This window comes from Streptomyces sp. NPDC102514, assembly GCF_055584525.1.
On the sequence record NZ_JBVJLW010000005.1, the window covers coordinates 498,712 to 525,418 of the forward strand.

The following is a 26,707-nucleotide window of genomic DNA, read 5'->3' on the forward strand; positions in this document are numbered from 1 at the left end:
AGCCGGCGAAGGGCAGCGCGTGAGCACGACCTCCCCCATGTCCTCGTCCTCCCCCACACCCTCGCCCTCCTCTGCGTCCCCGTCCTCCCCCGCCTCCCAGGTGCGCACGGTCTGCTCGTACTGCGGTGTCGGCTGCGGCATGGTCCTCGACATCGGCATGGGCCCCGACGGACGGCGTACGGTCCTGAAGGCGTCCGGGGACAAGGCGCACCCGGCGAACCGCGGCCGGCTCTGCACCAAGGGGGCGACCACCGCGGACATGCTCGCGGCGCCGGGGCGGCTCTCCACCGCGCTCGTACGGGAGGACCGCGGGGCCGGGCCCGCACCGGTGTCCGTGGACGCGGCGATCACCGGGACCGCGCGGCGGCTGCGCGCGGTCATCGACGAGCACGGCCCGGACGCCTTCGCCTTCTACGTCTCGGGGCAGATGAGCCTGGAGGCCCAGTACCTGGCGAACAAGCTGGCCAAGGGCTTCGTACGGACGAACCAGATCGAGTCCAACTCGCGGCTGTGCATGGCGAGCGCGGGTGCCGGTTACAAGCTGTCGCTGGGGGCCGACGGGCCGCCCGGCTCGTACCAGGACTTCGAGTCGGCGGACGTCTTCCTCGTCATCGGCTCGAACATGGCCGACTGCCATCCGGTCCTGTTCCTGCGGATGATGGACCGGGTGAAGTCGGCGGGCGCGAAGGTGATCGTCGTCGACCCGCGGCGCACCGCCACCGCCGACAAGGCCGATCTGTATCTGCGGATCAAGCCGGGCACGGACCTCGCCCTGCTGAACGGGCTGCTGTATCTGCTCCACGAGAACGGGCACACCGATCCCGCCTTCATCGCGGCCCGCACCGAGGGCTGGGAGGCGATGCCCGGCTTCCTCGCCGACTACCCGCCCGCCGCCGTCGCCGAGATCACCGGTATCCCCGAGGACGACATCCGCACGGCCGCGCGGCTGATCGGCGAGGCGGGCGAGTGGATGAGCCTGTGGACCATGGGCCTCAACCAGTCCACGCACGGCACCTGGAACACGAACGCCCTGGTCAACCTGCATCTCGCCACCGGCGCGATCTGCCGTCCGGGGTCCGGCCCCTTCTCCCTCACCGGGCAGCCCAATGCCATGGGCGGGCGCGAGATGGGGTACATGGGGCCCGGTCTGCCGGGGCAGCGCTCCGTGCTCGTCGACGACGAACGTGCCTTCGTCGAGGAGCTGTGGGAACTGCCGCCCGACACCCTCCGCAAGGACGGGGTCGGCAGGGGCACGGTCGAGATGTTCCAGAAGATGGCCGACGGCGAGATCAGGGCCTGCTGGATCATCTGCACCAATCCGGTCGCCTCGGTGGCCAACCGCCGGACGGTCATCGAGGGCCTCGAAGCCGCCGAATTCGTCGTCACGCAGGACGTGTTCGCCGAGACCGAGACCAACGCGTACGCCGATGTCGTGCTCCCCGCCGCGATGTGGACCGAGACCGAGGGCGTGCTCATCAACAGCGAGCGCAACCTCACGCTCGCGCGGCCCGCCGTGGACCCGCCCGGCGAGGCACTCGCGGACTGGCGGCTCATCGCGCGGGTGGCCTGCGAGATGGGGTACGAGAAGGGGTTCTCGTACACGAGCGCGGAGGAGATCTTCGAGGAGATCAAGCGGGCCTGGAATCCGGGGACGGGCTGGGATCTGCGCGGGGTCACCTACGAGCGGTTGCGCGGGACTTCCGTGCAGTGGCCGGCTGCGGACGTGGAGGGGCCCGACCGGAATCCGATTCGGTATGTCGGGTCGTCCGCCGGGGACGAGGGGCCTGTTTTTCCTACGGCGAGCGGGCGGGCCGTGTTCCATGCCCGGCCGCATCTGCCCGCCGCCGAGTTGCCCGACGACGACTTTCCGTTCGTGCTCAACACCGGGCGGCTTCAGCATCAGTGGCACACGCTGACCAAGACCGGGCGGGTGGCCAAACTCAACAAGCTTGATTCCGGGCCGTTCGTGGAGGTGCATCCGGAGGATGCGGCGGCCCTGGGGGTGGGTGACGGAGACCGGGTCGAGGTCGCCTCTCGGCGGGGGCGGGCCGTACTGCCTGCGGTGGTGACGGACCGGGTGCAGCCAGGGAACCTGTTCGCGCCGTTTCACTGGAACGACCTGTTCGGGGAGTACCTGAGCGTCAATGCCGTCACCAGTGACGCCGTTGATCCTGTGTCGTTCCAGCCGGAGTTGAAGGTGTGCGCGGTGGCTCTGACCCGGGTTTCCTCCCCCACCCCGCCCCTTCCCGTCACCGGGGCGCCGCCCCGGACCCCATCGGGGGCGCTACTCCCGGACCTCCGCCCCTCAAACGCCGGAGGGGCTGAGGTTGCGCGCGCCGGAGGAGCTGACAGTACGGGGGCCGAAGGGATCTTCGGGCTGGAGCCCAGCCCCCCGCCCCGCCTCTCCGCCTCCGAGCGCCACTACCTCACCGGCTTTCTCGCCGGGCTGCCCGCGGGCTCGCCCGGGGTGCCCGTGCTTCCGGCGGACGCGCCCTTCGACGCGGGTCACGCGCTCTGGGTGAACGGTGTTCTCGCCGGAATGTACTCCCGTGCGGCCGACACCCCGCGGGCCACCGAGGCCGCCGCCCCCGTCCGCGAAGTCGTCGTCCTCTGGGCCTCGCAGACCGGGAACGCCGAGGGGTTCGCCGGTGCGGCTGCCGAACAGCTCGTCGCCGGTGGGCACAAGGCCACACTCCTCGGCATGGACGACGCCGACCCGCGTGAACTGCCCGCGGGGGCCGACCTGTTGCTCATCACCAGTACGTTCGGCGACGGGGACGCGCCCGACAACGGCTCCGGGTTCTGGGCGGCCCTGGCCCAGGAGTCGCCCGAGCCGCCCCGCATGGACGGCGTGCGCTACGCCGTGCTCGCGCTCGGCGACTCCTCGTACGACGACTTCTGCGGGCACGGACGGCGGCTCGACCAGCGGCTGGACGAGCTGGGCGGGGTACGGCTCGCTCCGCGTACCGACTGCGAGCCGGACTACGAGCCGTCCGCGCGGGCCTGGCTCGACCAGGTGGTCGGCGCGCTCGCAGCCGACCCGGAACCCGCACCGGCCCCCGCGTCTTCTGCGTCGCGGAAACCCGCCGCCGTCACCGCCCGGCTCGTCGGGAACCGGCTGCTCAGCCTGCCCGGGGCGGGCAAGGAAGTACGCCGGTTCACCTTCGACACCCGGAACGGTGACATCCCGCTGACGTACGAGGCCGGGGACGCGCTCGGCGTACGGCCGCTCAACTCGTCCACCCTGGTGCGGGAATGGCTGGACGTGGCCGGGCTAGACCCCTCAACCGGCGTCGAGGTCAACGGAGTCGGGCACACCTCCGTCACCGACGCCCTCGTACGGCATCTCGACATCACCCGGCTCTCCCCGGATCTGCTGCGCTTCGTCGCCGAACGCACCGGCGACAAACGGGAGTTGAAGCATCTGCTCCGGCCCGACAACAAGGACGGCCTGGCGCGGTGGAGTTGGGGACGGCAGGCCGTCGACGTCATCGCCGAACATCCGGTGCGGGCGAGCGCCCAGGAGTGGGCCGACGTCCTGAAGCGGCTCCAGCCCCGCCTGTACTCCATATCGTCCAGCCCGCTCACCGACCCGCACCACGTGTCACTCACGGTCTCCGTCGTGCGGTACGAGAATCTGGGCGGCCGGGCCCGCGGCGGGGTCTGCTCGCCCTTTCTCGCCGATGCCGAGGCGGGGACACCGGTACCCGTGTTCGTACAGCGGTCTCCACATTTCAGGCCTCCGGCCGATCCGGCGACCCCGATGGTGATGGTCGGGCCCGGCACCGGCGTCGCACCCTTCATCGGATTCCTGGAGGAGCGGCGGGCCCTCGGGCACCGGGCACCGAACTGGCTGTTCTTCGGCGAGCAGCACCGGGCGACCGACTTCTACTACGAGGAGGATCTGGACGGCTTCCTCGCCGACGGCACCCTCACCCGGCTGGACACCGCCTTCTCCCGCGACCAGCGCGCCAAGGTCTACGTCCAGGACCGGCTGCGCGAACACGGACCCGAGCTGTGGTCCTGGCTCCAGGACGGCGCCCGCTTCTACGTCTGCGGCGACGCCTCCCGCATGGCCAAGGACGTCGACCGGGCCCTGCGGGACATCGCGGTCGCCCACGGCGGCCTACCCGAGGCGGAGGCCACCGCATACGTCAAACAGCTGGCAACGGAAAAGCGATACGTCAGAGACGTGTACTGACCCAGGCTCGCCCCGCAAGGCCGCAGCCCCTTAAGGGGCGCGGGGAACTGCGCGACTCAAGGGCGCAGCCCCTTGAGGGGCGCGGGGAACTGCGCGGCCCGCCCCCACCGGCCCGGCAGCCAAATCACCACCCCCCACCGCCCCGCACCCAAATCACCACCCCCACAGCCCCACACCCCTTGCAGGACAAGGCCCCCACTGACCTGCACCGACACCCCCACCGGCAGGTGAACGGCATCCCAAGCCCACACACCTAAACCTGTACCGTTCGTTTACTTGAACTGTTCGTGTTTATGTCAGTAGGTTGGGTCCATGACCGCCCCCGGGACACCGACGACCGCCGAAGAGCTGCGCGGTGCCGGCCTGCGGGTGACGGCCGCCCGTGTCGCGCTGCTCGAAACCGTCCGGGCGGGTGATCATCTCGGTGTGGAGGCCATCGCCACCGAGGTACGGGCCCGTGTGGGCCACATCTCGCTGCAAGCCGTGTACGAGGCACTTCACGCGCTGACCACGGTGAAACTCGTCCGTCGTATCGAGCCGCCCGGCAGCCCGGCCCTCTTCGAGGGTCGTGTCGGGGACAACCACCATCACCTCGTGTGCCGGTCGTGCGGAGTCGTGGCCGACGTCGACTGCGCGACCGGTCACGCCCCCTGTCTCACAGCGTCCCAGGATCACGGCTTCTCGGTCGACGAGGCCGAGGTCATCTACTGGGGCCTGTGCCCCGCCTGCGTCACCGCTTCCACCCCCCTCAGTTCCTGAGCATGCGATCCACCCCGTTCGGAAGGAATTCCTTATGACCGACAACCATGACGCGATCGTCACGGACCCTGAGCCGCAGGAGACGGGCGGCTGCCCCGTCGCGCACGGCCGTGCCCCGCACCCGACCCAGGGCGGCGGCAACCGTCAGTGGTGGCCCGAGCGCCTCAACCTGAAGATCCTCGCCAAGAACCCGGCCGTGTCGAACCCCCTCGGTGAGGAATTCGACTACGCGGAAGCGTTCCAGGGACTCGACCTCCCCGCGGTCAAACATGACATCGCCGAGGTGCTGACCACCTCGCAGGACTGGTGGCCCGCGGACTTCGGCAACTACGGCCCGCTCATGATCCGTATGGCATGGCACAGCGCCGGTACGTACCGCATCAGCGACGGCCGCGGTGGCGGCGGCGCCGGTCAGCAGCGTTTCGCGCCGCTGAACAGCTGGCCGGACAACGTCAACCTCGACAAGGCCCGCCGTCTGCTGTGGCCCGTGAAGAAGAAGTACGGCCAGAGCCTGTCCTGGGCCGACCTCATGATCCTCACCGGCAACGTCGCCCTGGAGACCATGGGCTTCGAGACCTTCGGCTTCGCCGGTGGCCGCGCCGACGTGTGGGAGCCCGACGAGGACGTCTACTGGGGTCCCGAGACCACCTGGCTCGACGACGAGCGCTACACGGGCGACCGTGAGCTGGAGAACCCGCTCGGCGCCGTCCAGATGGGCCTCATCTACGTCAACCCCGAGGGCCCGAACGGCAACCCGGACCCGGTGGCCTCGGCCCGCGACATCCGCGAGACGTTCCGCCGCATGGCGATGAACGACGAGGAGACGGTCGCCCTGATCGCGGGCGGTCACACCTTCGGCAAGACCCACGGCGCCGGCCCGTCGGAGAACGTCGGCGACGACCCCGAGGCGGCCACGTTCGAGGAGCAGGGCCTCGGCTGGAAGAACAGCTTCGGCACCGGCAAGGGCGGCGACACCATCACCAGTGGCCTTGAGGTCACCTGGACGAGCACGCCCACCCAGTGGAGCAACGGCTTCTTCAAGAACCTGTTCGAGTACGAGTGGGAGCTCACGCAGAGCCCCGCGGGTGCCAACCAGTGGGTCGCGAAGGACGGCGCCGGCGCCGGTACGATCCCGGACGCGCACGACCCGTCGAAGAGTCACGCGCCGAAGATGCTGACGGCCGACCTGGCGCTGCGCTTCGACCCGGCGTACGAGGAGATCTCGCGCCGCTTCTACGAGAACCCGGACCAGTTCGCGGACGCCTTCGCCCGTGCCTGGTACAAGCTCACCCACCGTGACCTGGGCCCGAAGTCCCTCTACCTCGGCCCGGAGGTCCCGGAGGAGACCCTGCTGTGGCAGGACCCGGTCCCGGCGGTCACGCACGAGCTGGTCGACGCGGCGGACATCGCCGAGCTGAAGAGCCAGATCCTCGCCTCGGGCCTCACGGTCTCCGAGCTGGTGTCCACGGCGTGGGCCTCGGCCTCGACCTTCCGTGGCAGCGACAAGCGCGGCGGCGCCAACGGCGCGCGCATCCGCCTTCAGCCGCAGAGCGGCTGGGAGGTCAACAACCCCGACCAGCTCGCCTCGGTGCTGCGGACCCTCGAAGGCGTGCAGTCGTCCTTCAACTCCGCGCGCAGCGGTGGCAAGCAGATCTCCCTCGCCGACCTGATCGTCCTCGCCGGTGCGGCGGGCGTCGAGAAGGCCGCGAAGGACGGCGGCGTCGACATCGAGGTGCCCTTCACCCCGGGTCGTACCGACGCGTCGCAGGAGCAGACGGACGTGGAGTCGTTCGCGGCTCTGGAGCCGACCGCGGACGGGTTCCGGAACTACCTCGGCAAGGGCAACCGCCTGCCGGCCGAGTTCCTGCTGCTCGACAAGGCGAACCTGCTCAAGCTGAGCGCTCCCGAGCTGACCGTCCTCGTCGGTGGTCTGCGTGTCCTGGGCACCAACCACGACCAGTCGGCGCACGGCGTCCTCACCGACAAGCCGGGAACCCTGACGAACGACTTCTTCGTCAACCTCCTGGACCTCGGTACGACGTGGAGCTCCACCTCGTCCGACCAGACCGCCTTCGAGGGCCGCGACGCGTCCACGGGCGAGGTCAAGTGGACCGGCACCCGTGCCGACCTGGTCTTCGGCTCGAACTCCGAGCTGCGTGCGCTCGCGGAGGTCTACGCGAGCGACGACGCGAAGGAGAAGTTCGTGAAGGACTTCGTCGAGGCATGGGTCAAGGTCTCGAACGCGGACCGCTTCGACCTGGTCTGAGCCCGGTAGCTCACCAGGGGTAGAGGCCCGGGTCGGTCCCTCCGGACCGACCCGGGTTTCGCGTTCAACCGGGCGGACGGCCGCGCCGGTGCCGTGATCACGCCTTCGGGTCGTGGCCCCAGTTCATCAGGGAGTACCGCCACGGCGTGTCCGTGACGTCGCCCGAGGGGCGTTGCTCGAGGTGGCGGTGCACGTAGCCGACCACCTTGCGCATGTGGGTGACGTCGGCGTCGGTCAGGTCGGCCTTCTTCTTCTCAAGGAGGCGGACGATACGGCGTCCGGACGCGTGCCCCACGCTCTCGCCGCCGCCGTCCGACTGGCCCACGCTCTTCGAGTCGTCCGTGTCCAGCCACTTCTTGAGGGCACCGGACGTCATGTTGACGGCCTCGCCGAACTCCTTGACCGTGTCCGCGCGATCCGTGTCGGTCTTTCCGCCTCCGCCACTCATGAACCGCTGCTCTTCTTACGCAGCGAGCCGGGCTTGTGGACGGCGTTGCGGCCCGACTTGTCGCTCTCGACCTCGTACTGCGGCTCGTCCTTCGAGGCGTCGACGGTACGGCCCGCCACCTCGGCGCGGCCCGTGATCTTCTTCTTCACCTTGCCGGGGACGGTCTGCCCGTGACTGCTCCAGGAGACCTTGTCCCCCTTGCTGAGCTTCTTGTCCCTGTCCCTGCCCTTGTCCTTCGTCACGGTCCGTACGCTCCCTCGACCTCGGCCCCCGCAATGGACGGCCCTCCCCACTGTCCGGCTCTTCATGGCAGGGCGCACTTCGGGCGGCATCCGACGGGCTGCGGCCGACGGGCTGCCGCTAACGGCTCAGCAGCCGGAGTACCGCCTCTTCCACCGGCTGTGTGGCCAGTGCGCCCGCCACCGGGACGGAGCCCAGGGACGCGAGGGCGGGGGCGATGGTCCTGCCCTCGTCGAAGAGTTCAAACAGGCGCGGGTTGATGTAGGAGGCCCGGCAGACGGACGGGGTGTTGCCGAGGTAGCCGGCGACCTCGCGGACCGCCCGTGCGGCGGCCCGCTTCCGGGCCGTCGGCGAGGTGTCCGCCACCTCGGCCGACACCCCGAGCGCGACGGCGGCGAGCACCGTGGCGTGCCAGGTCCGGAAGTCCTTGCTGGAGATGTCCAGGCCCGCGAGATCACGCAGATGCCCGTTCAGGTCGGTCGCGTCGATCGTGTGCCAGCTGCGCGCCTCCCAGTACGCGAAGAGGTGGTCGTTGTCGTCGCGGCGGCGCAGCAGGGCCCGGACGCCGCTGTAGACCTGTTCGTCGACGATCTCGCGGCAGTAGCGGCGCCCGCTCTTGGCCGCGTAGTCGAAGCCGACCGCGCCCTTGCCGCAGGTGACCTGGTGCCGCCGTACGGTCGTCAGCCCGTAGGACTCGTTCGTCTTCGCGTACCGGTCGTCGCCGACGCGGAAGAAGCCGAGGTCGAGCAGGCGGACGCCGAGCGAGAGGACTCTCTCCCGGGTCAGGCCCGAGCCTTCGAGGCCCTTGCCGACCTGCCGTCTCACCTCGGGCAGCGCGGCGCCGACCTCCAGGATGCGGGTGTGCTTGGCGGCTTCCTGCTTCTCGCGGAAGAGGGGGTGGTAGAGGTACTGGCGTCGACCGGCCTCGTCCGTGCCGACCGCCTGGATGTGGCCGTTCGGGTGCGGGGAGATCCACACGTCCTGCCAGGCAGGCGGGATGACGAGATCGCGTACGCGCCGTGTCTCCGGGCCGGCGGGGAGGGCCTTGCCCTTGGTGTCGAGGTAGCGGAAGCCGCGGCCGTGGCGGCGCCGGCCGTAACCGGGGCCCGTGAGATCACTCGTCCGGAACCGCACCACGCCGCTCCCTCTCTCACCCGGAACCTTCCCGGAGCCTTCTCGGAACCTTTCCCGGGGTTGTTGCCGGACTCTTTCCCGGACCTCTCCCGGAACCGTCCTCAGAAGGCGTACCTGATGCGCAGCCACGGCGCATGCGCTGCCAGCAGTTCCCGCAGCCGCGCGAGGGCCCGCTGCTTGGTCTCCAGGGCGTAGCGGACGTTGAGCGCCCCGTTCTGCGAACGCTTGGTCTCCTGGATCTCCGGCTGCCACAGCACGTCCTCGGCGCGCGGGTGCCAGCCCAGGTTGACCTCGTGGAGCGCCTGGTTGTGGGTCAGCATGATGACCTCGGCCGCCGCCTGCTCCTTCACCCGGGCGGGCAGGACGTCGTCGAGGTGGCGGAGCAGATCGGCCCAGTCCCGCTCCCACCCCGGGCGCAGCACCACGGGCGAGAGGTTGAAGTGGACCTCGTACCCCGCGTCGAGGAAGTCGGCCGCCGCCGCGATGCGCTCGGGGACCGGACTCGTACGGATGTCGAGGAGGCGGGCGTCGTCGGTCGGCATGACCGAGAAGCGCACGCGGGTGCGGCCCTGCGGGTCGAGTGCGAGCAGGTCGGGGTTGACGAACTTGGTCGCGAAGGACGCCTTCGCCGTCGGCAGGCGGCGGAACGCGGCGACGAGATCCGCGGTGTTGTCGCAGACCAGGGCGTCGACGGAGCAGTCACCGTTCTCACCGATGTCGTAGACCCAGGCCTCGGGGTCGCACTGGTTGGGCTCCGGTTTGGGGCCCTGGGCCCGTACGTGCCGCTGTACGTGGGCCACGATCGCCTCGATGTTCGTGAACAGGGTGATGGGGTTGGCGAATCCCTTGCGGCGGGGGACGTAGCAGTACGCGCAGGCCATCGCGCAGCCGTTGGAGGGGCCGGGGGCGATCCAGTCGGCCGACCTGCCGTTGGGGCGTGTGCTGAGGCTGTGCTTGACGCCGAGGACGAGCGTGTCGGTCTTGATGCGGACCCAGCGGGCGATGTTGCCGTCGTTGCCGTGCAGGGAGGGGATGAGCCAGTGGCCGTCGACCTCGGTCACCCGTACGCCGGGGAGCCGGGCCATGATCTGCTGCCCGCGCGGGGAGTCGAGGGCCGCCGGTTCGGCGTACACCTCCCGTACGTCGAGCATGCGGCGGGCCTGGGGGCTGTCCCGGAACGCGTACAACCCGGCCGCGGGCCCGCCGGGGCCCGCCTCGGCCGCACCTTCGCTCGCGGGTCGCGCGGGCGCCGGTACGGTGTCCGACCACTCGAAGAGCGGTTGCTGTTCGGGCTCCACGTGCTGTTCCTCTCCGAGGCAGGGGCCGGGGCCCGGCCCTCAGCCCTCAGTCCCTGCGGTCGCGCTCCTGCTCCAGCAGCGCTTCGAGATCGGTGAGGCGGTCGAGCCCCCGCACAGCCTGCGTCATCCGCGGGTTGTGCTCGAACCGGTCGCGATGGTGGTGCAGGAGGTTCCAGTACCCCGCGGTGAAGGGACAGGCGTCCTCGCCCACCCGCACGGTCGGCTTGTAGCGGCAGGAACCGCAGAAGTCGCTCATGCGGTTGATGTACGCGCCACCGGACGTGTACGGCTTGGTGGTCATGCGGCCCCCGTCGGCGTACTGCGACATGCCGACCACGTTCGGGACCATCACCCAGTCGTAGCCGTCGACGAAACTGCGGTGGAACCAGTCGGTGACGGCCCCGGGCTCCCACCCCCGTTGCAGGGCGAGGCTCCCGAGGATCATCAGCCGGGGGATGTGATGCGTCCAGCCGGTGTCCCTGACCTGCCGGAGGACGTGACCGAGACAGTTGGCGTCGGTCCCGTCCGGGGACAGGTCCGTGAACCAGTCGGGCAGCGGCTCGTGGTGGCCCAGGGTGTTGCTCTCCCGGTACCGCGTGCCGAAGTGCCAGTAGACGTGCCAGACGTACTCGCGCCAGCCGGTGATCTGCCGGACGAACCCCTCGGCGCTGTTGAGCGGCACGTCTCCCGACCGCCAGGCCGCCTCCGCCCGCTCGGCGCATTCGGCGGGGTCCAGCAGGCCGAGGTTGAGCGAGGAGGAGAGCAGGCTGTGGCTCATCGTCGCGTCCCCGGTGAGCACCGCGTCCTCGTACGCGCCGAAGGTCGGCAGCCGGTGTTCGACGAAGCGGTGGAGCGCGGCCAGTGCCTCCCGGCGCGTGGCGGGGAAGCCGCGCGGCCCGTCCTCGCCGACGAACTCGACGTCCCCGTCGCGCGACCAGCGGTCGAGATCGGCCCGCACCTCGTCGTCGATCTCGCTCTCGCGGGGGCGGTACGGGGCCGGGACGCCCAGGTCGGTGGCGCCGCGCGGCGGGGGCTGCCGGTTGTCGTGGTCGAGGTTCCAGCGCCCGCCGGCGGGCTGGTCGCCCTCCATCAGCAGGTCGTGCGTCTGGCGGACCCAGCGGTAGAAGTCCTCCTGACGCAGGTGCTTCGTACCGCGGCCGTCCGCCCAGCGCCCGAACGCGTCGTGCGTCACGAGGAAACCGCGGGCCGGCAGGACACGTACGGACGGCAGGGAGCGTACGAAGGCCAGGGCCGCGTGGGACGTGGGGTGGTGGACGGTCACCCGGGCGTCCCCCACCGCCTCGCGCAGCCCCTGGCGGTAGGTGTCCGCCTTGACGTACCGCACGCGGTCACCGAGTTCGGCGGCGCGGTGGCGCATCGCCGACAGGATCAGATGGGCCTTGGCGCGGTGGAACCGCCGTCGGCGCAGGACGCTGCGGGCCTCGATCATCAGCAGCGGCGCGTCCCGGCGCGGGCCGCCGCGCGTGGGATCGATGAAATGGGGGCCGAGCTGGTCGCCGAAGAGCCAGTGGGGGGTGCCGGGCTCCTCGCCCGTCTCTTCGCCGGCCTCGTTCCCCGCCGCGTGCCCAGGCACGTTCCCGGCCGCTTTCCTTGTCATGCCGTGCACTCCGTCGACGAGTCGTCGCCTCGTCGGCGCCCTGCGCGGCGCGACGCTTTCCTCCGCAGATCAAAGCGCACGACGGCGTGGGCGGTAAGCGGCACACGCCGGGGCGCCCGCCCCGCTTCTCGCGAAGCCGCCCACGCCACGACCGCGCCACGACCGCGCCACGACCTCGCCATGTCCGCAGCATGTCCGCGCCGAGGCGGTGGTACGCGGCCTCGCCCGACCTCACTCGGCCATCGCGGTCGTCAGCGGTCGTCAGCCGGTCGTCACGCGGCCACCACGGTCATCGCTCGGCCCGGTCATCGCCCCGCCCGGTCGGCAGTCGGCCCGGTCTGCGCGCGGGGTCGGTCGTCACGCGGGGTCGGTGGTCATTCCGAGTCGGCCGCGCTCGGCTGGGGCAGGACGGCGGAGCTGCGCAGCGTGGAGCCGGTGTCGATCACGTCCCGGGCGACCTTGCTGAGCAGCAGCCGGTGCTGCCGGGCGTGCCGGCGCATGATCTCGAACGCCTGGTTGAGGGGGATGCTGCGGCGGGCGGCGAGCAACCCTTTCGCCTGTTCGATGATGATGCGGCTCTGCAGGGCCGTGTGGAGCTGTTCGTTGACGGTGTCCTGCTGCTGGATGGTGCGGGCGTGCAGCAGACCGATGGTGGCGGCGTCGGCGAGGGTCTGGGCGAGGGCCAGGTCGTCGGCGTCCAGGGGCCGGTCGGCGGAACGCAGGAGCAGCAGGCTGCCGATGGTCTCCTGGCGCAGCCGCATCGGCAGGGCGACGGCGAGGGAGTAACCGGCCTGCCGCAGGTGCGCGGCACTGGGAGGCCTCGTCGCCCTGACCGTGCGCGTCGCCCCGGCCGTACGCGTCGACCGCGCGGGCGGTGCGGTGGGCGTCCACCGCCGGCCCCTCACCACAGGCGCATTCCAGTACGCGCTCCAGGGCGGGGCTGGGGTCGCACGGCGCGGGGCTGTACAGCTGGGGGCCGGCGTGCATCAGGAAGACCGCGGCGTCCGTGACATCGAGAAGTTCCTGGCAGCGGACCGTCATCTGCTGCAGGAACCCGATGACGTCGAAGTCCTCCACCAGCGTGTCGGCGAGTTCCACAAAAGTGCGGGCGATGTGCTGCTCCCTGCTCATGCGCAAGCTCCTTGTCCCCCGCACAGGGCTTCCTCCGTGCGGTCGACCGGGTCTGGTGGTGTCATCGCGGAAGCTCCCGCCGGATGATGTCCCGGGCGGTGTCCGTCAGGGTCCGGCCCGAGGTGTAGGCCTCGCTCCGCAGCCGGTCCAGGGCCTCGGCCAGCGATACGCCGAGGCGCGCGCTGAGGACGCCGGTGGCCTGGTGCACCTCGGCGCGGTGCAGATCCACCATGCCCGTGTGGCCGCGGCCGTTGCGTGCGGCGGAGGTGGCCGGCCAGTTCTGGAGGACCTGCTCGGCGAGGGCGTCGGCGACCAGCCGGCCCTCGGTCAGCTGCTGCCGGGTGAGCGATCCCGGCGTACGCCGGTATCCGGTCATCGTCCCGGCGTGTACGGCTCCGATGTGCACGGGCCAGACGAAGAGCGCCGCGATGTCCAGCTCCTCCGCCTCGGCGGCGAACTGCGGCCACTGCCGTGCCAGCAGCCGGCCGAGGTCGGGCACCTGCCGTACCTCCGTCTCGTCCTCGATCAGGAGACCGGGGCCCTGCCCCAGGACGAACTGCAGATCCTCCAGCCGTGCGCTGGTGCTGTCGCTGAACCACACGAGCTCCCGTCCCAGAGAGACCGCGATCCCGCCGAGACCGAGGGCGTGCGCGCAGGCGCCGGCCCACTCACGCCGCTCTTCCTCGTCCGCCGCTGGAGACAGACTGTCCAGCAGTCCCCTGACAGTGGCACCCATGTCGCCGCGCACCGCCTTCCTGACGCTTCCGATGCGGGTCCGATACGGGGTCGCCCGCACCGGAACAAGCGTAGCGACCGACACACCGTGAGTGACAGCGCTTGACGCAACCGGCTGGGTACGCGGGGGCGTTCGGGGGACGTTCGGGGGGCGTTTTCGCCGGGTGGAGGGGCGGAGGGGGGCGCTCTGCTGTGGGCGGGGGCTGGGTTCGGCCGGGGTCGGCCGGGGTCGGGGGGCTGGGGTTCGGCCCGGGGTCGGGAGCGGGGCCAGGGGACGGGGGATGCATCCGTGGGCCACGAGGAAGGCTGCGAACGTCGAGGAGTTCGAGGAGTTCGAGGAGTTCGAGAGCTTTGACAGTGTCGACCGTGTCGAGAAACGTCGGGGCCTTCATCCGTTCGGTCGCCGTCCACTCGCACCTCCGGTGGGGCGCCGCATCAGATGGGAGACGGGAAACGCGTGTTCCGGGTGAGAAACCGACCGAGGGGTACGCGGGACATCATCGAAACGCGGGTCCGGCCGAGCCACCCGCACCCGGTCCGGGAGGAGTTCGCCATGCCGCAGGGTTCCAACGCGAAGCGTGAGCGCCAGTACGAGCACATCAAGGAGAGCGCCGAGAAGCGCGGCACCTCGACGGGGCGTGCGAAGGAGATCGCGGCACGCACCGTGAACAAGGAGAGGGCCCGCGCCGGCGAGTCGAAGACGGCAAGCAAGACGTCGACACAGGACAAGAAGTCGGCCCCGCAACGCGGCGGCGAGCACTCGCACAGCGGCGCCCAGGGACCGACGAGGGACCAGCTGTACGCGGAGGCGAAGAAGCGCAATATCGACGGCCGTTCGTCGATGAACAAGCAGCAACTGGCCAAGGCCCTGGGCCGCTGACCAAAGCGGACCGCCAAGGGCCAAGCGGCAAGCGGCAAGCGGCACGTAAGCAGCACACAGGCGAGCCTGCCGCCGGCCCCGACACAGGACTGCCGACATATCGATGTGTCGATGTGTCGACGAGCAACGGACGGGAAGGTTCCCACCATGCGCCCTTCCCAGCGCCCCGGCCCCCGGCGCGACCTCGTCGAACGGCCCCCGCACGGCACGCAGCGTGAGACCAGTCGTGAAGTCGGCTGCACCGAGGGCAGGATGCCGACCGGGGAGCAGCTCCTGGCGGAAACGGAGCAGCTGAAGAAGGCTCTGGAGCGGCGGCCGATCGTCGACATGGCGCGCGGGGTGCTGATGGCGGCCTGGTCGTGCACCGCCGAGGAGGGCTGGCAGATCCTGGTCCATGTGTCCCAGCACTCCAACACCAAGGTCCACGACGTGGCGAAAGCCCTCATCGCGACGACGCAGAACGAGCCGTTGCCCGCCCATATAGAGGAACACCTGCCCGCGGCGCTGGCACGGTGGAGGGCATCACGGGACGGATGAACCACCGGTGGCGTCGACGATCGCCACGGTGGGAGGCACATCAACGCAAGCCGGTCCCAGCCCTCATACCCGGCGGCCCAACCGCAGATCGAGTGCGGCACCGACGTCGGGACAGTTCCGGCGGACGACATCGAGGAAGGCGTCCAGCGCCGGAGAGCGGTCCAGCTCGGCGAAGGACAGGACCAGATCGGGCAACGCCGTCCTAGGGGTCACCTCGCAGAACCGGATCCCCGGCCGCGCGGCTTCCCGCATACGGGAGGGACCCAGGCCCACCCCGACCCCGCAGGCGGCCAGGCCCATGATCGTGTGCACGTCCCTGGCCACGGTGGCCCCTTCCAGCGCCGCCGCGTCCTCGCCCAGCAGAACGCGCAGCCCGGCGTGGATGACGGGCTCGTCCTCCCACGCGGCCACGATCAACGGCTGCCGGCGCAACTGCTCCACACTCACCGACGCCTGGCCCGCGTAGGGGTGCGTGCTGCCGACCACGGCGATCAGATGGTCGTGCCCGACCGGGACGGACACCAGATGCTCGGCGCCTGCGCCCCGGGGCGGTCCGAGGGTGACCGCCACGTCCAGTTCACCGGCGACGAGAGCGGCGGTGCCGCGGCCGGACGCCATCTCGTGCAACTCCAGCCGTACATCGGGCCGCTCACGCCCGAACCGGCCCAGGACATCCGGGAGCGGGTCCAGCAGCGCGGAGGCGATGAACCCCAGCCGCAGCCGTCCCGTCTCGCCGCGCGCGGCCCGTCCGGCGTCGATCCTGGCCGCCGCCATCTCCTCCAGCGCCCGCCGCGCCCTGACGAGGAACGCCTCGCCCGCGGCGGTCGGGAACACACCCTGGCGCGTACGGTCGAACAGCCGGGCCCCGATCTCGCGTTCCAGGTCGGCGATCTGCTTGGACAGCGGCGGCTGCGCGATACCCAGCGCACGGGCGGCCCGGCCGAAGTGCCGGTGCTCGGCGAGGGCAAGCGCGTACCGCAGATGCCGCGCTTCCATACCGCCACCACTCCATACTCAAAAGGTATCGCCACCCAGCGTGCCATATCTTCTGCTGGATCAACGGACGAAGGTCGCTTGAGATGGGGACCATGCCTCCCTCCCCTCCCAGCTCCTCCCCTGCCGACACCGTCTACGTCCTGGTCCACGGCGCCTGGCACGGCTCATGGCAGTGGGCGGCGACGCAGCGGGCGCTCGCCGGTCTCGGTGCCGCGAGCGTCGCCGTCGACCTGCCGGGACACGGCCTCGGCGCTCCCCTGCCCAGCGGATACCTGCTGCCCGGCCGCCCCGGTCTGCTGACCGAGAGGTCGAGGCTCGCCGACGTGACGATGGACGACTGCGCCGATGCCGTCCTGGACACACTGCGCCGGGTCCGCCGCTACGGCCGTGTCGTACTCGTCGCGCACAGCGCGGGCGGCGGCCCCGCGTCGCTGGCCGCGGAACGCGCGCCCGAGCTGGTCGACCAGGTCGTCTACCTCTCCGCGTTCGTCCCCGCGGGCCGCCCCCGGTTCCTCGACTACCTGAGCGCGCCCGAGAACTCCACCGCACGGGGCCAGAACCTCAACCTCGGTGATCCCGAGGCACTGGGCGCCGTACGCATCGATCCGCTGTCTCAGGACCCCGAGTACGTCGAGGAGTTGCGGCAGACCCACTACCACGACACGCCCGCCGACCACTTCGACCGCTGGCGCTCCGCGCTGAGCCCCGACCTGCCCCTCGCCCTCCCGACCACGCCCATCACCCTGACCACGACCCGGTGGGGCCGCATCCCCCGCACCTACCTGCGCTGCGCGGACGACCGAGCACTGCCGACGGCCACACAAGACCTGATGATCACGGAGGCCGACCGGGCCCTGCCGACCGAGCAGTTCACCATCCACACACTTCCAGGCAGCCACACCCCGTTCGCAGCCCGCCCACAGCAACTAGCCGAGACCCTGACCCAGTGACCGGCCGACGCTTCCTGCTGCCGCTGGTGCTGAGCGCGACCTCAGTAGTTCACGGCCCGCTCGGTGGCCTGCACAGCCGCGCCCGTCGCTGGCTGGCTGATCGCGGCCCGGCTGGTGCAGGGCGCGGGCAGCGGCCTAGTCGCCCCGCAGGTGCTCTCACTAATCCACACAGACGTCCCACGGGACCGCCGCCCACGGCCCCTCGCCCTGCACGGCGCCACGATGGGCACGGCCTCGCTGGCCGGACCCGTACGCCGGGCCGGGGGGCCGCCAACGGAAACGAGCGGCGGGACGGTACCGGCGCTGACGCCGTTGAACCGCAGGAAGACACGCACGGCGAGCCAGGCGGTGCGCATCAAAAGGCGCGATCAGGCCGCACTCCCGGCTCTGCGCAGCGCAGGACCCCTGACCGCAAAACCCCAGCTCAGGCGCCCTTGTCCACCGGTTCAAGAATCGCCACGCACTCCACATGATGCGTCATCGAAAAGACATCAGCCTGAGCACATCACGGAAAAGCCCAGGTCAGAGTGCGTTTCCCAGTTCGCCGTCCTGCGTGTGAGTGTCCGGGGCATCAAACGAGCGTCACGGTCGACGAGCAGCGTGCCGAGCAGACTGGTCGACGGCGAACGCAGCCCACCGCATGTTCATCGCCGTCCGCGCCCGTACCCGCCCGGCACCGTTCATGATCTCCTCGCGGCCCGCGAGTCCGACGCCCGACCATCCGGACCCGCCTCGTCCGGGCTGTCGTCACCCTGCATCCGACCGGCTCAGGCCGATGAGGAAAGGGCCGCATTGTCGGGTGAACCCTTCCAGGCTCCTAGACGTTGTGCTGAGTGAAAGCTCATGCAGCCTCGACGGGAAACCGGTGAAATCAACATGGACGAGTCGATTCGAATGCAGCGCATTGCGCTGAACAGAGCCGGCGCGGCAATGCGTCCGGGTAATACGGGAAATCGTTCCAGTCCTGACAGTTCGGATTCCGAGACAGCGGCATATCGTGATCACGCGGCACGCTCGCTGGCTCATACTTCTCTGAGGCCACAGCCCGGGAGCGGGCAGGCGCCTCATGCCTCTCGACCCGAGACCGGATACGAGATCACATACGATCCAACCTATACTCACCCCAATCCGGCTACCGGAAGAGCTCTGGCCGTACATGAGGCCTTGCATGTCGGGGCGGATCGCGGCTACAGCAGGCCGAACGATCGGGACCTGGACTTCGCGCACATGCACCTACCATCAAACGTGGAAAGTCCGGAATTTCTAGCTTCCTACAGAAGTCAGACCACTGCGGTCGATGCGAATCTGGAGAAGCTTCGAGCCACTGCAGCAAACGATCCCCACCTCAATGCCCAGTGGAGGCTCTACGTCGATCAGCGGATCAATTACGCGCAAGCCACTCCGCATGTTCACAACGAGACCGTCACCGCGGAACTTGCGGAGACACTCCGGAATGCCGGATTGCAGAATTCCAATACTTGGAAAAAGGCCGCGGCTCTTACAGCGGAGGCGATGAATCGCCAGCAGCACCTCCCGGGCCAGCAGATTCCTCAGTACTCCGCCGCTGAATATGCGCGGCTCAGGGTGACTCCAGGAGCTGCCTACGCCGGCCGAGATCACAGCAGATCGACGGAGGCGACCTACTCGCCAACGTATTTCCCCTCCATGTCGACCATGCCCCGTCCTGGTCGCTCGTAGCAGTCGCAGGATGCGCCCGGGAAGCCTGAGAGAAGTCATGAACACCGACGTGAAAGGTGCTCGGCGTCGGCGTGACCGGGTCGCCCGGGCCACAACTTTGACGCAGCCCCCCTCGTGTCTCCCGGTTCGGCGGTCAGGTCGAACTGCCGCATCGGGCAGGGCGGTCAGCTCGCGTGCTCGGTCGGCCGGCCCCGCCGGCACGTGGGTGGTGTGAAGCCAGTGAACTGCGTGACCGGCCGCTCGCTGTAGGACGCCCGAGACCTGAGCGGCGCCGGCGGCTCACCGCGGCCGGCGAAGGCACCCGGCGTCCGCGGTGAACGTCGTGGGCCGCGCGACCGTCGTATCGGGCAGGAAGTATCCGACCCACGCGAACAGGCCGGCCGACCATGACCACTCCCAGCGGACGACACGACACCACCGGCATACGGAACGGGGGCGGCGGGAGGGCGGTCCGGGAGTTCGTCGCAGCTCCGAAGGAGTTCCTCCGGAGCAACACGGTGCTGCTGCGGATGGCGGACGGCATGCGCGCGAGGAGTTCGGGAGGTTCCGGAGGTTCGGGCGGTGCGGGGAGTTCCTCGGTGGCCAAGGGGATGGATCATGCGGCCTTTCTGCGCTGGATGGACAAGCAGGACCGCCACTGGTTCACCCTGACACCACACGCGCCGCCGGGGAACGGCCGCGAAAGCCCGGCTTACGTGCTGACACCGGCCGTGGAGAAGTACGCCGAGGCGTTCCGTGTCGACCCGGCGCTCGGCGCACTGCTCCGGGAGCACTCCCTGCCCCCGGTGGGTCCGGCCGAGGACTACGTCCAGGCGCATTACGTCCCCTACCTGCAAGGGAGTTCGGCGAACCCGCAACAGAACGTGGGCCATACCGTCGTACCGCTGGAGTCGTCGCAGGACTTCCGCGCGGACTTCGTCTTCACGGCCGCGATGAACGGATGCGCTCTCGCCGTGACCAAGGAGGACGGCCGGGACGAGTTCACCGCCTGGCACTACCAGTCCCCGACGTCGAACCACGCGGCGGCGGAGCGGTTCCGGACGGCGGAACGGCCGGTGGACTGGTTCGGGGACGGCGAGTACCAGAGCCTGGGACCGGAGTCGATCCCCGAGTCGACCAACCTGCTCTGGCGGGGCGGGCAGGGCTGGGAGTTCCTCAGCCAGGAGAACCACGCCGACTTCAGGGACTACGCCGCCGTACGCACCCGGGGGACGACGAGCCGCCCGGTCCGGCTCGAACCGGGTGAGGAGTGGCGGTACGTGGCGCGGCACTACCTGCGTACGGTGGAGGACCGTCTGGAGACGCTGCGACGCGTGGAACGGGACTATGTCGCCAAGCTGGGCGGGAGCGCTCCAGATCTGCTGCTCAAGTCGTCGTTCGACCTGGTGAAGATGCAGGCGGAGCGCGACGCGAAGGCCCTGCGAGGGGTCACCGGCGCGAGTCGACTGGCCCAGACCGCCGTGGGCGTCCGCGACGACCATGAAGGCACCCGGCGCGTCCTGGCCCACTTCGACGCCCGGCTGGCCATCGCGGAGAGGAGCACACCGTCGTCACGTGGCTGGTTCCGGGGGCCGGCACAGGGCACCGAACCCGAGGCACAGTCCCGGCGGGCGAAGGTGGCGAGTTTCGTCTCCCACCTTCGCGACGACGCCTGGACCTCGGCGCTGGACCGTGAGTCACACGCCCTCACGACCCGCGCGGCCCCTCTCCGCTCCCCGTCGGCTCGGGGCGCGGCGGCACGGAGCGTTGCCGAAGCGGCCCACCGCCAGGTCCACGGCACCCGGCGCTCCCCCGCCTCACCGCACCACCGGTCCACGGCACCCTGGGCAGGAGGCGACGCCGTCGTCGGAAGGAACCGGACCAGAGGGTCGTAGACGTGTGGACTCCCCGCAGCACGTTCCGATCGCGGGATCTCATTGAACCGGATCACTGCGGCCGCCCGTAGCCATCGATGAGGGCGCACGACGTCGACGGCCAAGCATGTACGAGTTCGCCCGACCGGACCGCGAGACGATTCATCGACGGAGGACCGAGATGCCAAGTTTTCCCCGCCCCGGTGAGGAACCCACCGACGGCTGGCGAACAACGGTGACCGACGAGAAGCTCCTGATGAGCGGGTGGGCCCATTGGCCCTCCGAGGAACAGCTGGCCACGGTCATGGACGACAATCAGCGCCACTTCCGGGCCGCGGCATCGTTGGCCACTCCGCCGGAGGAATCGCGTGCCCAGGTCCCTCCCCCTGCCGGACCCGGCCCCGAGGCCGCCGTCACGTCCGCCGCGGACGGTCGGTTCGGCGAGGACGCCGCAGTCTCGGCGCCCACCGCCCCTCCCTCTCCTGCACCGACATCGGCCCCGACCGCCTCCTCCTCCACCCCACCGGCCCCCGCGGCCGACGCCCTCCCCTCACCGGCTCGCGGCACGGCCGGGCGTCTGCTCGACCTGGGCAAGCGTGGATGGCAACTGGCGAAGAAACTCGCGAGCGGTGCCGCGAAGTTCGTTCGCGAGCATCCGGACATGGTGGCGGGTGCGGCGATCGGCGCGTACCTCGGTGCCGCAGGTGGTCCCCTGGGGATGGTGGCCGGCGCTCTGGTGGGCGCCGCGGCCGGCGCCGGGGTGCGTGCCTACCTGCAGCGGTCCACGGAGAGTCGACGCGCGAGCCAGGGTTCCGCTCAGGACGTGGCGCGGGCGGCGACGGCCACCGCGAGCGCCGCTCCGGCCCCCCGTCGGACGACATACCCGGCACGAACGCGGACGGCGGTGGCGGATCTGTCACGGTCACGGTCGCAGCGCCTCGGCGGCCCCACATCCGCCGAGGCGTCCCGGCCGGGGCTGGCGGTGAGCACTCGGGTGGCGTCGTCCGCCGGGTTGCGAGCGAGCGGCACGGACACGGCTCTGTCGCGGGACTCGGTCACCGGGCCCGCGGCTGCTTCCGCGGCGCGGGACGTGCGGCGCCGCAGAAGCATGTGACCGGTGCCGGAGCGGCCTGCGACGGCCCCGGCCGAACGAGCGGAACGGGTTCGCTCGTCAATCGGTGACGTGGTGAGCCGGGTGGTCCCGTCCATGCCACTCGGGATCCAGCCGGTGGCGAAGGGATTCGGCGTCGGCGTGGCCCAACTCGTCCATGATGGCCAGGGCTTCCGTCCAGGCGGCGCGGGCCGCGTCCGGGTTCCCGGCGCCGCGGTGGGTGTCGCCGAGGCGGGTGAGGGTGCCCGCGATGAACCAGGGCAGGTCGCCCTGGCGCCGGTACAGGTCGAGGGCGTGTTCGAAAGCGGTGACGGCATCGGCGTACTGGCCGAGGTGGTGGTGGGCGTGGCCCATGCTGTCCCAGGTGTGGGCGGCGTTGAGGTGGTCGCCCAGTGCCAGGCACAGGCTCAGGGCCTCCCGACAGTGGTCGAGTGCCTGGCGGTGTTGGCCGAGCAGGACGTGGTGCCAGCCGACGGCGTTGAGCGCCGAGGCGATGGACGTACGGAGCCGTAGTGCGTCGGTGGACCGGCTCTCGCAGGCGCGGAACAGTTCGAGGGAGCGCCGAGCGGCTTCCAGCGCGGCGTCCAAGCCCCCACTCTGTTCCATCGCCCAGGCCAGGGTGCGGTAGCTCTCGGCGGCGGATCTCATGTCGCCTGCGCCGATCAGGAGTTCGACGGCCTGCCGGGCCTCGGCCGCCGCCTGACCGAAGTGACCGCGGCCCACCATGGCCAGGCCGAGGCCGCGATGGGCATACGCCTCGGCGACCGGGTCGGCCAGTCGGCGCGCGGAGTCGAGGGCGGTGCGCTGCATGGCCTCCTCGTCCTGCCAGAGGCCACGCAGATGCAAGTGGTTGGCGACGGCCCAGGCGAGTTGCCACGTGTGGGTGTGGTGGTGTTGGGCGGCCGCCTGCGCAACGGCCGCGATGAGGACGGCCTGTTCGGCGGTGAGCCAGGCTGCCGCCTGCGCCGCGTCGCCGTCGAAGTCCTCGGGGCGCACTCCTTCGGCCACCGGGGCGAGGGGGATGAGCACGCGGGCGCGGTTGGTGAGTCCGGCGGCGCCGTGGGCGGTGTGGAGGTAGTGGTCGAGCACCCGGTGGCGGGTGGTTCGCAGGTCCGCGGGGGGTTCGACGGATTCGGCGAGTTCGGCGGCGTAGGCGCGAAGCAGGTCGTGGGAGGCGTAGCGGCAGGGGGTGGCCTCGTCGAGGAGGTGCGCCTGGACGAGTTGGGCGATCAGGCGCCGGGCGTGCGCGAGGGTGAGGCCGGCGAGGCTCGCGGCGGCGGGCGCGGTGATATCGGGGCCGGGATGCACGGCGAGGAGGCGGAACAGGCGGGCCGCTTCGGGGGTGAGGGCGTGGTACGACCATGAGAGCACGGCTCGTACGTCGGCGGCGGTGTCGCTCTCGTCCTCGAAGGCGTCCAAGACGCTCGCGGCGTCCATGTCGGCGGCGCTGGAGCGGAGTTCGGCCACGAGGGTGGCGAGCGGGAAGCCGGGGCGGGCGGCCGCGCGGGCGGCGATGACGGCGAGGGCGAGCGGGAGGCGGGCGCAGCGGGCGATGATCTCGTCGACGGCCTCCGGTTCGGCTTCCACGCGGGCGGCGCCGAGGCGTCGGGTGAGCAGGGCGCGTGCCTCGGCGGGGGTGAGGACGTCGAGGTGGAGGGGGTGGGCGCCGTCGACGGCGACGAGGCCGGCGAGCCGGTTGCGGCTGGTGACGATGGCCAGGCAGCCGGGGGTCGCGGGCAGTAGCGGGCGTACCTGGGCGGCGTCGCGGGCATTGTCGAGGAGCAGGAGCAGCCTGCGGCCCGCGATGTGGGTGCGGTAGGCGGCGGTGAGGGCGTCGAGGTCCTGGGGCAGGGCGCGCAGGTCGGCGCCGAGGGAGGCCAGGAGGGTGCGCAGGGCGCGTTCGGGGGCGACGGGCACGCCGACCGGGTCGAAACCGCGCAGGTTCAGGTAGAGCCGTCCGTCGGGGAAGCGGTCGGCGACGCGGTGGGCCCAGTGCACGGCGAGCGCGGTCTTGCCGACGCCCGCCGTACCCGCGACGGCGCTGACGACGACGGTGCCGTCCTCGGACAGGGCCGCTACTCGGGCGAGTTCGCTCTCCCGGCCGACGAACACCGTCAGCGGCGGCGGCAGTTGGGAGGGGACAGGGGTGGCGGTCGGTGTGGGCGGGGGCATCGGCGCGGGGGCGGGCGGCGGGTCGAGGAGGCGGGGGTCGGCGCGGAGGATGCGCTGATGGAGGGTCCGCAGGGCCCGGCCGGGGTCGACGCCCAGTTCCTCGGCGAGCAGGGTCCGCGCCTCCTGATAGGTGTCCAGGGCGGCGGCCTGTCGGCCGGAACGGTAGTAGGCCAGCATGAGCAGTTCGCGGAAGCGCTCGTCCAGGGGGTGTGCGGCCACGAGTTCGGCCAGTTCGGCGGCGGCCTCCGCGGTGGCTCCGAGGTCGAGTTCGGCGGTGAGGCGGGCCGCGGTCGCGGACAGCCACAGTTCGGTGAGGCGGTGGCGCTGTCGCTGGGCGTGGGCACCGCGGAGTCCGGCCAACGCGGTGCCGTGCCAGAGGTCCGTCGCCTCCCGGAGGAGCTTCACCATGCCCGCGAGGTCGCCCTCGCCGCGCGCCCGTTCGGCCAGGGCACTCAGTTCCCGGAAGTGGCGCAGGTCCAGCTCGACCGCGGAGCACAACTGGTAGCCGTCACCGATGGATCGGATCAGGGAGACCGCGGGGTCCGTACCAGGGTCGAGAACCTTGCGCAGGTGGTGGATGTAGCCGCGCACGACGGCCGAGGCGGAGGCGGGCGCGTCGGGGCCCCACAGGGCTTCGGACAGCGCGGCCGTCGAGACCTGCGTGCCCTCCGCCAGAAGTAGTTCGGCGAGCACGGCGCGCTGCTGCGGCGGGCCGAGCGGGACCTCGGTCCCGCCGCGCCAGGCCCGGACCGGGCTCAGCACGGAGAACCGTAAGGGCTGTTCCAACGTCGAGGCCTCTCCCCGTTGTCAGTGCGCGTCGTGTGCGGGCGCGTCGTCCGTGAGCTATCTCCAGTGTCTCAAGGGGGGATTGTCCTCGACCCGAGGGGCGGGCGGGGTCGGGGACGGCACGGCGCGACCGCGGTCAGCGGATCGGCCGCGAGGGACGGGACGAGTCGTGGGGCGGGCGGTAGGGGGCCGAGGACGGGCCCGCCTGCGGAGTGCGGCGAACCCGATCGGGCTGGGGCGCCGTGTGGGACGAGGGGGCGCTGGTGGACGGGGGGGCCTTCGCGGGCGAAGGGGCTCTCCAGGCCGCCGCACTCGCCGTTCCTGCGCCGACACCCGCGGGGTTCGGCGGTGTGGGCCGCTCCCCTCGCAGCAGCCCTCTGTCGCTCGCGCTCAGTCTCGCTTCGGGGAATCGATCGCGGGCTTCCTGCACCGACCGGCGCATTCTCCGCAAGGCACCGTCCAGGTTCTGTGTCTGCTGCGCCAGTCGGGTTGTGAGATTGCGGATCGCGGCCGGATCCTGGCTTCCGCTCAGCACCTCGCGGACGCGCGCTCTCACCTCGTCCAGTTTTCTCAGCGAACCGACGTGAGTGGATTCCAGCTGATTGACGGCAGACCCCAGATGCTCCAGAAAAACGGGCCGGTACGACCCGTGCGGCCGATGCGATTCCACCGCGGAACGCTGTCCTGTCAAGCCCTCTCTCCGGACGTACTGCTCCCGTCTCGCCGCGTCGATCTCCCTCTGACACTCTGCGGCCTTCCTGTTGAATTCCCGGCAGACAGCGGCAAATTCACGATGCGCGTCGTACTCGTCCACCATTCGGTTCACTTGCACATCAAATCGGGAAGTCGCCCGGCCGGCGGGCCGCGCCATTCTGGCCATGAAGAAAAATTTTCGACTTTCCTCGCTCAGACGGTCGACCAGAAGCTGAGAAATGTAGAACTTGAGTTCGTGCGGTATCTCGGGCTTGATCGAAAACAGGTCCGCCGCGGTGAACCTGCCGGAACGACGGCTGTACGCGTACAGAACATCGGCGATCTCGGCTGCGGAGGCCACGCCCCCTCCCTTCCCCGGGGAAAACTCTCTTCGGCCCGGGGCGCCCCAGGCCTCATCGAGTGCTACGGCCGGAGACCCCGCCGGGTTCAGGACTGGGCGTACACGGCCCATGAAGTGGGGTTCGAGGCCCACGCGCACGATCCATAGACAGGTCGTCAACGGGACATGTACAGGCCGCTGGTTGCCTTGATCGTGCAATGGCGACCGCCTGACGCGGCCGTCGCCGCCGCTCCTCCCCAGAAACCCGATGCACGATGAATACGTCTGATACGGCACTCGCAAGACCCGAGCCACACGCAGATCTGCTGGACGCCCTGATGGCCGAACACTCCCCCGCCGTCATCGCCTACGCGGCGAAGATTCTCCGGGACCGGCATCTCGCGGAGGACATCGCCCAGGAAGCGTTCATCCGGGCCTGGCCGCACACGGAACGGCTGTACTCCACCGCCGGCTCCATCCGCGGCTGGTTGCTGACGGTGACCCGCCGCCTGATCATCGACCGGTCACGAAGTTCCATGGCGCGCAACGAACTGGTGGGTTCGGACGAACTGTTGGGTACGGGTTGCCCGGAAAGGACGCTGCCGGACCACGCCGAGTCCGTCGCGACCTCCATGCACACCCTCGCCCTGCTGCACGGCCTCTCCCCCGAGCACCGGGAGGTCGTCCTCCACCTCTACGTGCTGGAACACAGCGTGCGGGAAACCGCCGACCTGGTCGGGATACCGGTCGGCACCGTGAAATCCCGGCATCATTACGCGCTCAATTCCCTCCGGAACAGGCTTGCCGCCGAGTGACCTGGGGCGGTGCGAAAAAATGTGCGCCGTGCATTGACCCGAACCG

General features: G+C 70.5%; 19 protein-coding genes. 9 read left to right on the forward strand and 10 right to left on the reverse strand.

The window, feature by feature from the left end; all coding sequences use genetic code 11:
- Positions 1-139: 139 nt before the first annotated feature.
- From ACZ60E_RS16515 to katG, 3 genes are all read left to right on the forward strand, one after another.
- Positions 140-4,201, forward strand: a complete 4,062-nt coding sequence (locus ACZ60E_RS16515; protein ID WP_469441219.1) for a molybdopterin-dependent oxidoreductase — start codon at positions 140-142, stop codon at positions 4,199-4,201.
- A 312-nt stretch (positions 4,202-4,513) separates the two neighbouring features.
- A complete protein-coding gene (locus ACZ60E_RS16520; RefSeq protein WP_469441059.1) occupies positions 4,514-4,960 on the forward strand; it encodes a Fur family transcriptional regulator in 447 nt (148 codons plus the stop codon).
- Positions 4,961-4,994: 34 nt separating this feature from the next.
- A complete protein-coding gene (gene katG, locus ACZ60E_RS16525; RefSeq protein WP_469441061.1) occupies positions 4,995-7,226 on the forward strand; it encodes a catalase/peroxidase HPI in 2,232 nt (743 codons plus the stop codon).
- Between the two features lie 97 nt (positions 7,227-7,323).
- Here katG and ACZ60E_RS16530 read toward each other — a convergent pair whose 3' ends face one another.
- The 7 genes from ACZ60E_RS16530 to ACZ60E_RS16560 form a co-directional block, all read right to left on the reverse strand.
- Entirely contained in the window at positions 7,324-7,674 is a 351-nt protein-coding gene (locus ACZ60E_RS16530) for a DUF3140 domain-containing protein (protein WP_469441063.1), read from the reverse strand.
- Positions 7,671-7,916, reverse strand: coding sequence for a hypervirulence associated TUDOR domain-containing protein (locus tag ACZ60E_RS16535; RefSeq protein ID WP_384798468.1), 246 nt, complete (start codon positions 7,914-7,916; stop codon positions 7,671-7,673). Before ACZ60E_RS16535 ends, ACZ60E_RS16530 begins: the two co-directional genes overlap by 4 nt.
- Positions 7,917-8,034: 118 nt before the next feature.
- Positions 8,035-9,048, reverse strand: a complete 1,014-nt coding sequence (locus ACZ60E_RS16540) for a DNA topoisomerase IB (RefSeq protein WP_384798471.1) — start codon at positions 9,046-9,048, stop codon at positions 8,035-8,037.
- A 101-nt stretch (positions 9,049-9,149) separates the two neighbouring features.
- Positions 9,150-10,346: a spore photoproduct lyase family protein gene (locus ACZ60E_RS16545; protein WP_469441065.1), complete on the reverse strand. Its 1,197-nt coding sequence runs from the start codon at positions 10,344-10,346 to the stop codon at positions 9,150-9,152.
- 46 nt (positions 10,347-10,392) lie between these two features.
- The gene (locus ACZ60E_RS16550; RefSeq protein ID WP_469441067.1) at positions 10,393-11,964 is read right to left on the reverse strand and encodes a cryptochrome/photolyase family protein; all 1,572 of its coding nucleotides are present in this window, start codon (positions 11,962-11,964) and stop codon (positions 10,393-10,395) included.
- 374 nt (positions 11,965-12,338) lie between these two features.
- Positions 12,339-12,869: an ANTAR domain-containing protein gene (locus ACZ60E_RS16555; protein ID WP_469441069.1), complete on the reverse strand. Its 531-nt coding sequence runs from the start codon at positions 12,867-12,869 to the stop codon at positions 12,339-12,341.
- Between the two features lie 287 nt (positions 12,870-13,156).
- A complete protein-coding gene (locus tag ACZ60E_RS16560) occupies positions 13,157-13,831 on the reverse strand; it encodes an ANTAR domain-containing protein (protein ID WP_469441071.1) in 675 nt (224 codons plus the stop codon).
- Between the two features lie 552 nt (positions 13,832-14,383).
- Here ACZ60E_RS16560 and ACZ60E_RS16565 point away from each other — a divergent pair.
- Both ACZ60E_RS16565 and ACZ60E_RS16570 read left to right on the forward strand, forming a co-directional pair.
- Positions 14,384-14,710 carry a plasmid stabilization protein gene (locus tag ACZ60E_RS16565; RefSeq protein WP_453791522.1) on the forward strand — a complete coding sequence of 109 codons (327 nt, stop codon included), beginning with the start codon at positions 14,384-14,386 and terminating at the stop codon, positions 14,708-14,710.
- Positions 14,711-14,857: 147 nt separating this feature from the next.
- Positions 14,858-15,247 carry an ANTAR domain-containing protein gene (locus tag ACZ60E_RS16570; protein ID WP_469441074.1) on the forward strand — a complete coding sequence of 130 codons (390 nt, stop codon included), beginning with the start codon at positions 14,858-14,860 and terminating at the stop codon, positions 15,245-15,247.
- Between the two features lie 63 nt (positions 15,248-15,310).
- Here ACZ60E_RS16570 and ACZ60E_RS16575 read toward each other — a convergent pair whose 3' ends face one another.
- Positions 15,311-16,243 carry a LysR family transcriptional regulator gene (locus ACZ60E_RS16575; RefSeq protein WP_469441075.1) on the reverse strand — a complete coding sequence of 311 codons (933 nt, stop codon included), beginning with the start codon at positions 16,241-16,243 and terminating at the stop codon, positions 15,311-15,313.
- A 92-nt stretch (positions 16,244-16,335) separates the two neighbouring features.
- On the opposite strand from ACZ60E_RS16575, the gene ACZ60E_RS16580 reads away from it, so the two are divergent.
- The 3 genes from ACZ60E_RS16580 (at position 16,336) to ACZ60E_RS16590 (ending at position 21,858) form a co-directional block, all read left to right on the forward strand.
- A complete protein-coding gene (locus tag ACZ60E_RS16580; protein ID WP_469441077.1) occupies positions 16,336-17,193 on the forward strand; it encodes an alpha/beta hydrolase in 858 nt (285 codons plus the stop codon).
- A gap of 2,084 nt (positions 17,194-19,277) precedes the next feature.
- Positions 19,278-20,765, forward strand: coding sequence for a hypothetical protein (locus tag ACZ60E_RS16585; protein WP_469441079.1), 1,488 nt, complete (start codon positions 19,278-19,280; stop codon positions 20,763-20,765).
- A 160-nt stretch (positions 20,766-20,925) separates the two neighbouring features.
- Positions 20,926-21,858, forward strand: a complete 933-nt coding sequence (locus ACZ60E_RS16590; protein WP_469441081.1) for a hypothetical protein — start codon at positions 20,926-20,928, stop codon at positions 21,856-21,858.
- Between the two features lie 57 nt (positions 21,859-21,915).
- Here ACZ60E_RS16590 and ACZ60E_RS16595 read toward each other — a convergent pair whose 3' ends face one another.
- Positions 21,916-24,813, reverse strand: a complete 2,898-nt coding sequence (locus ACZ60E_RS16595) for an AfsR/SARP family transcriptional regulator (protein ID WP_469441082.1) — start codon at positions 24,811-24,813, stop codon at positions 21,916-21,918.
- A 136-nt stretch (positions 24,814-24,949) separates the two neighbouring features.
- On the reverse strand, positions 24,950-25,867 hold the full coding sequence (locus ACZ60E_RS16600; protein WP_469441084.1) for a hypothetical protein: 918 nt from the start codon (positions 25,865-25,867) through the stop codon (positions 24,950-24,952).
- A 254-nt stretch (positions 25,868-26,121) separates the two neighbouring features.
- Here ACZ60E_RS16600 and ACZ60E_RS16605 point away from each other — a divergent pair, with 254 nt between their 5' ends.
- Positions 26,122-26,661, forward strand: coding sequence for a sigma-70 family RNA polymerase sigma factor (locus ACZ60E_RS16605; RefSeq protein WP_469441086.1), 540 nt, complete (start codon positions 26,122-26,124; stop codon positions 26,659-26,661).
- Positions 26,662-26,707 lie beyond the last annotated feature (46 nt).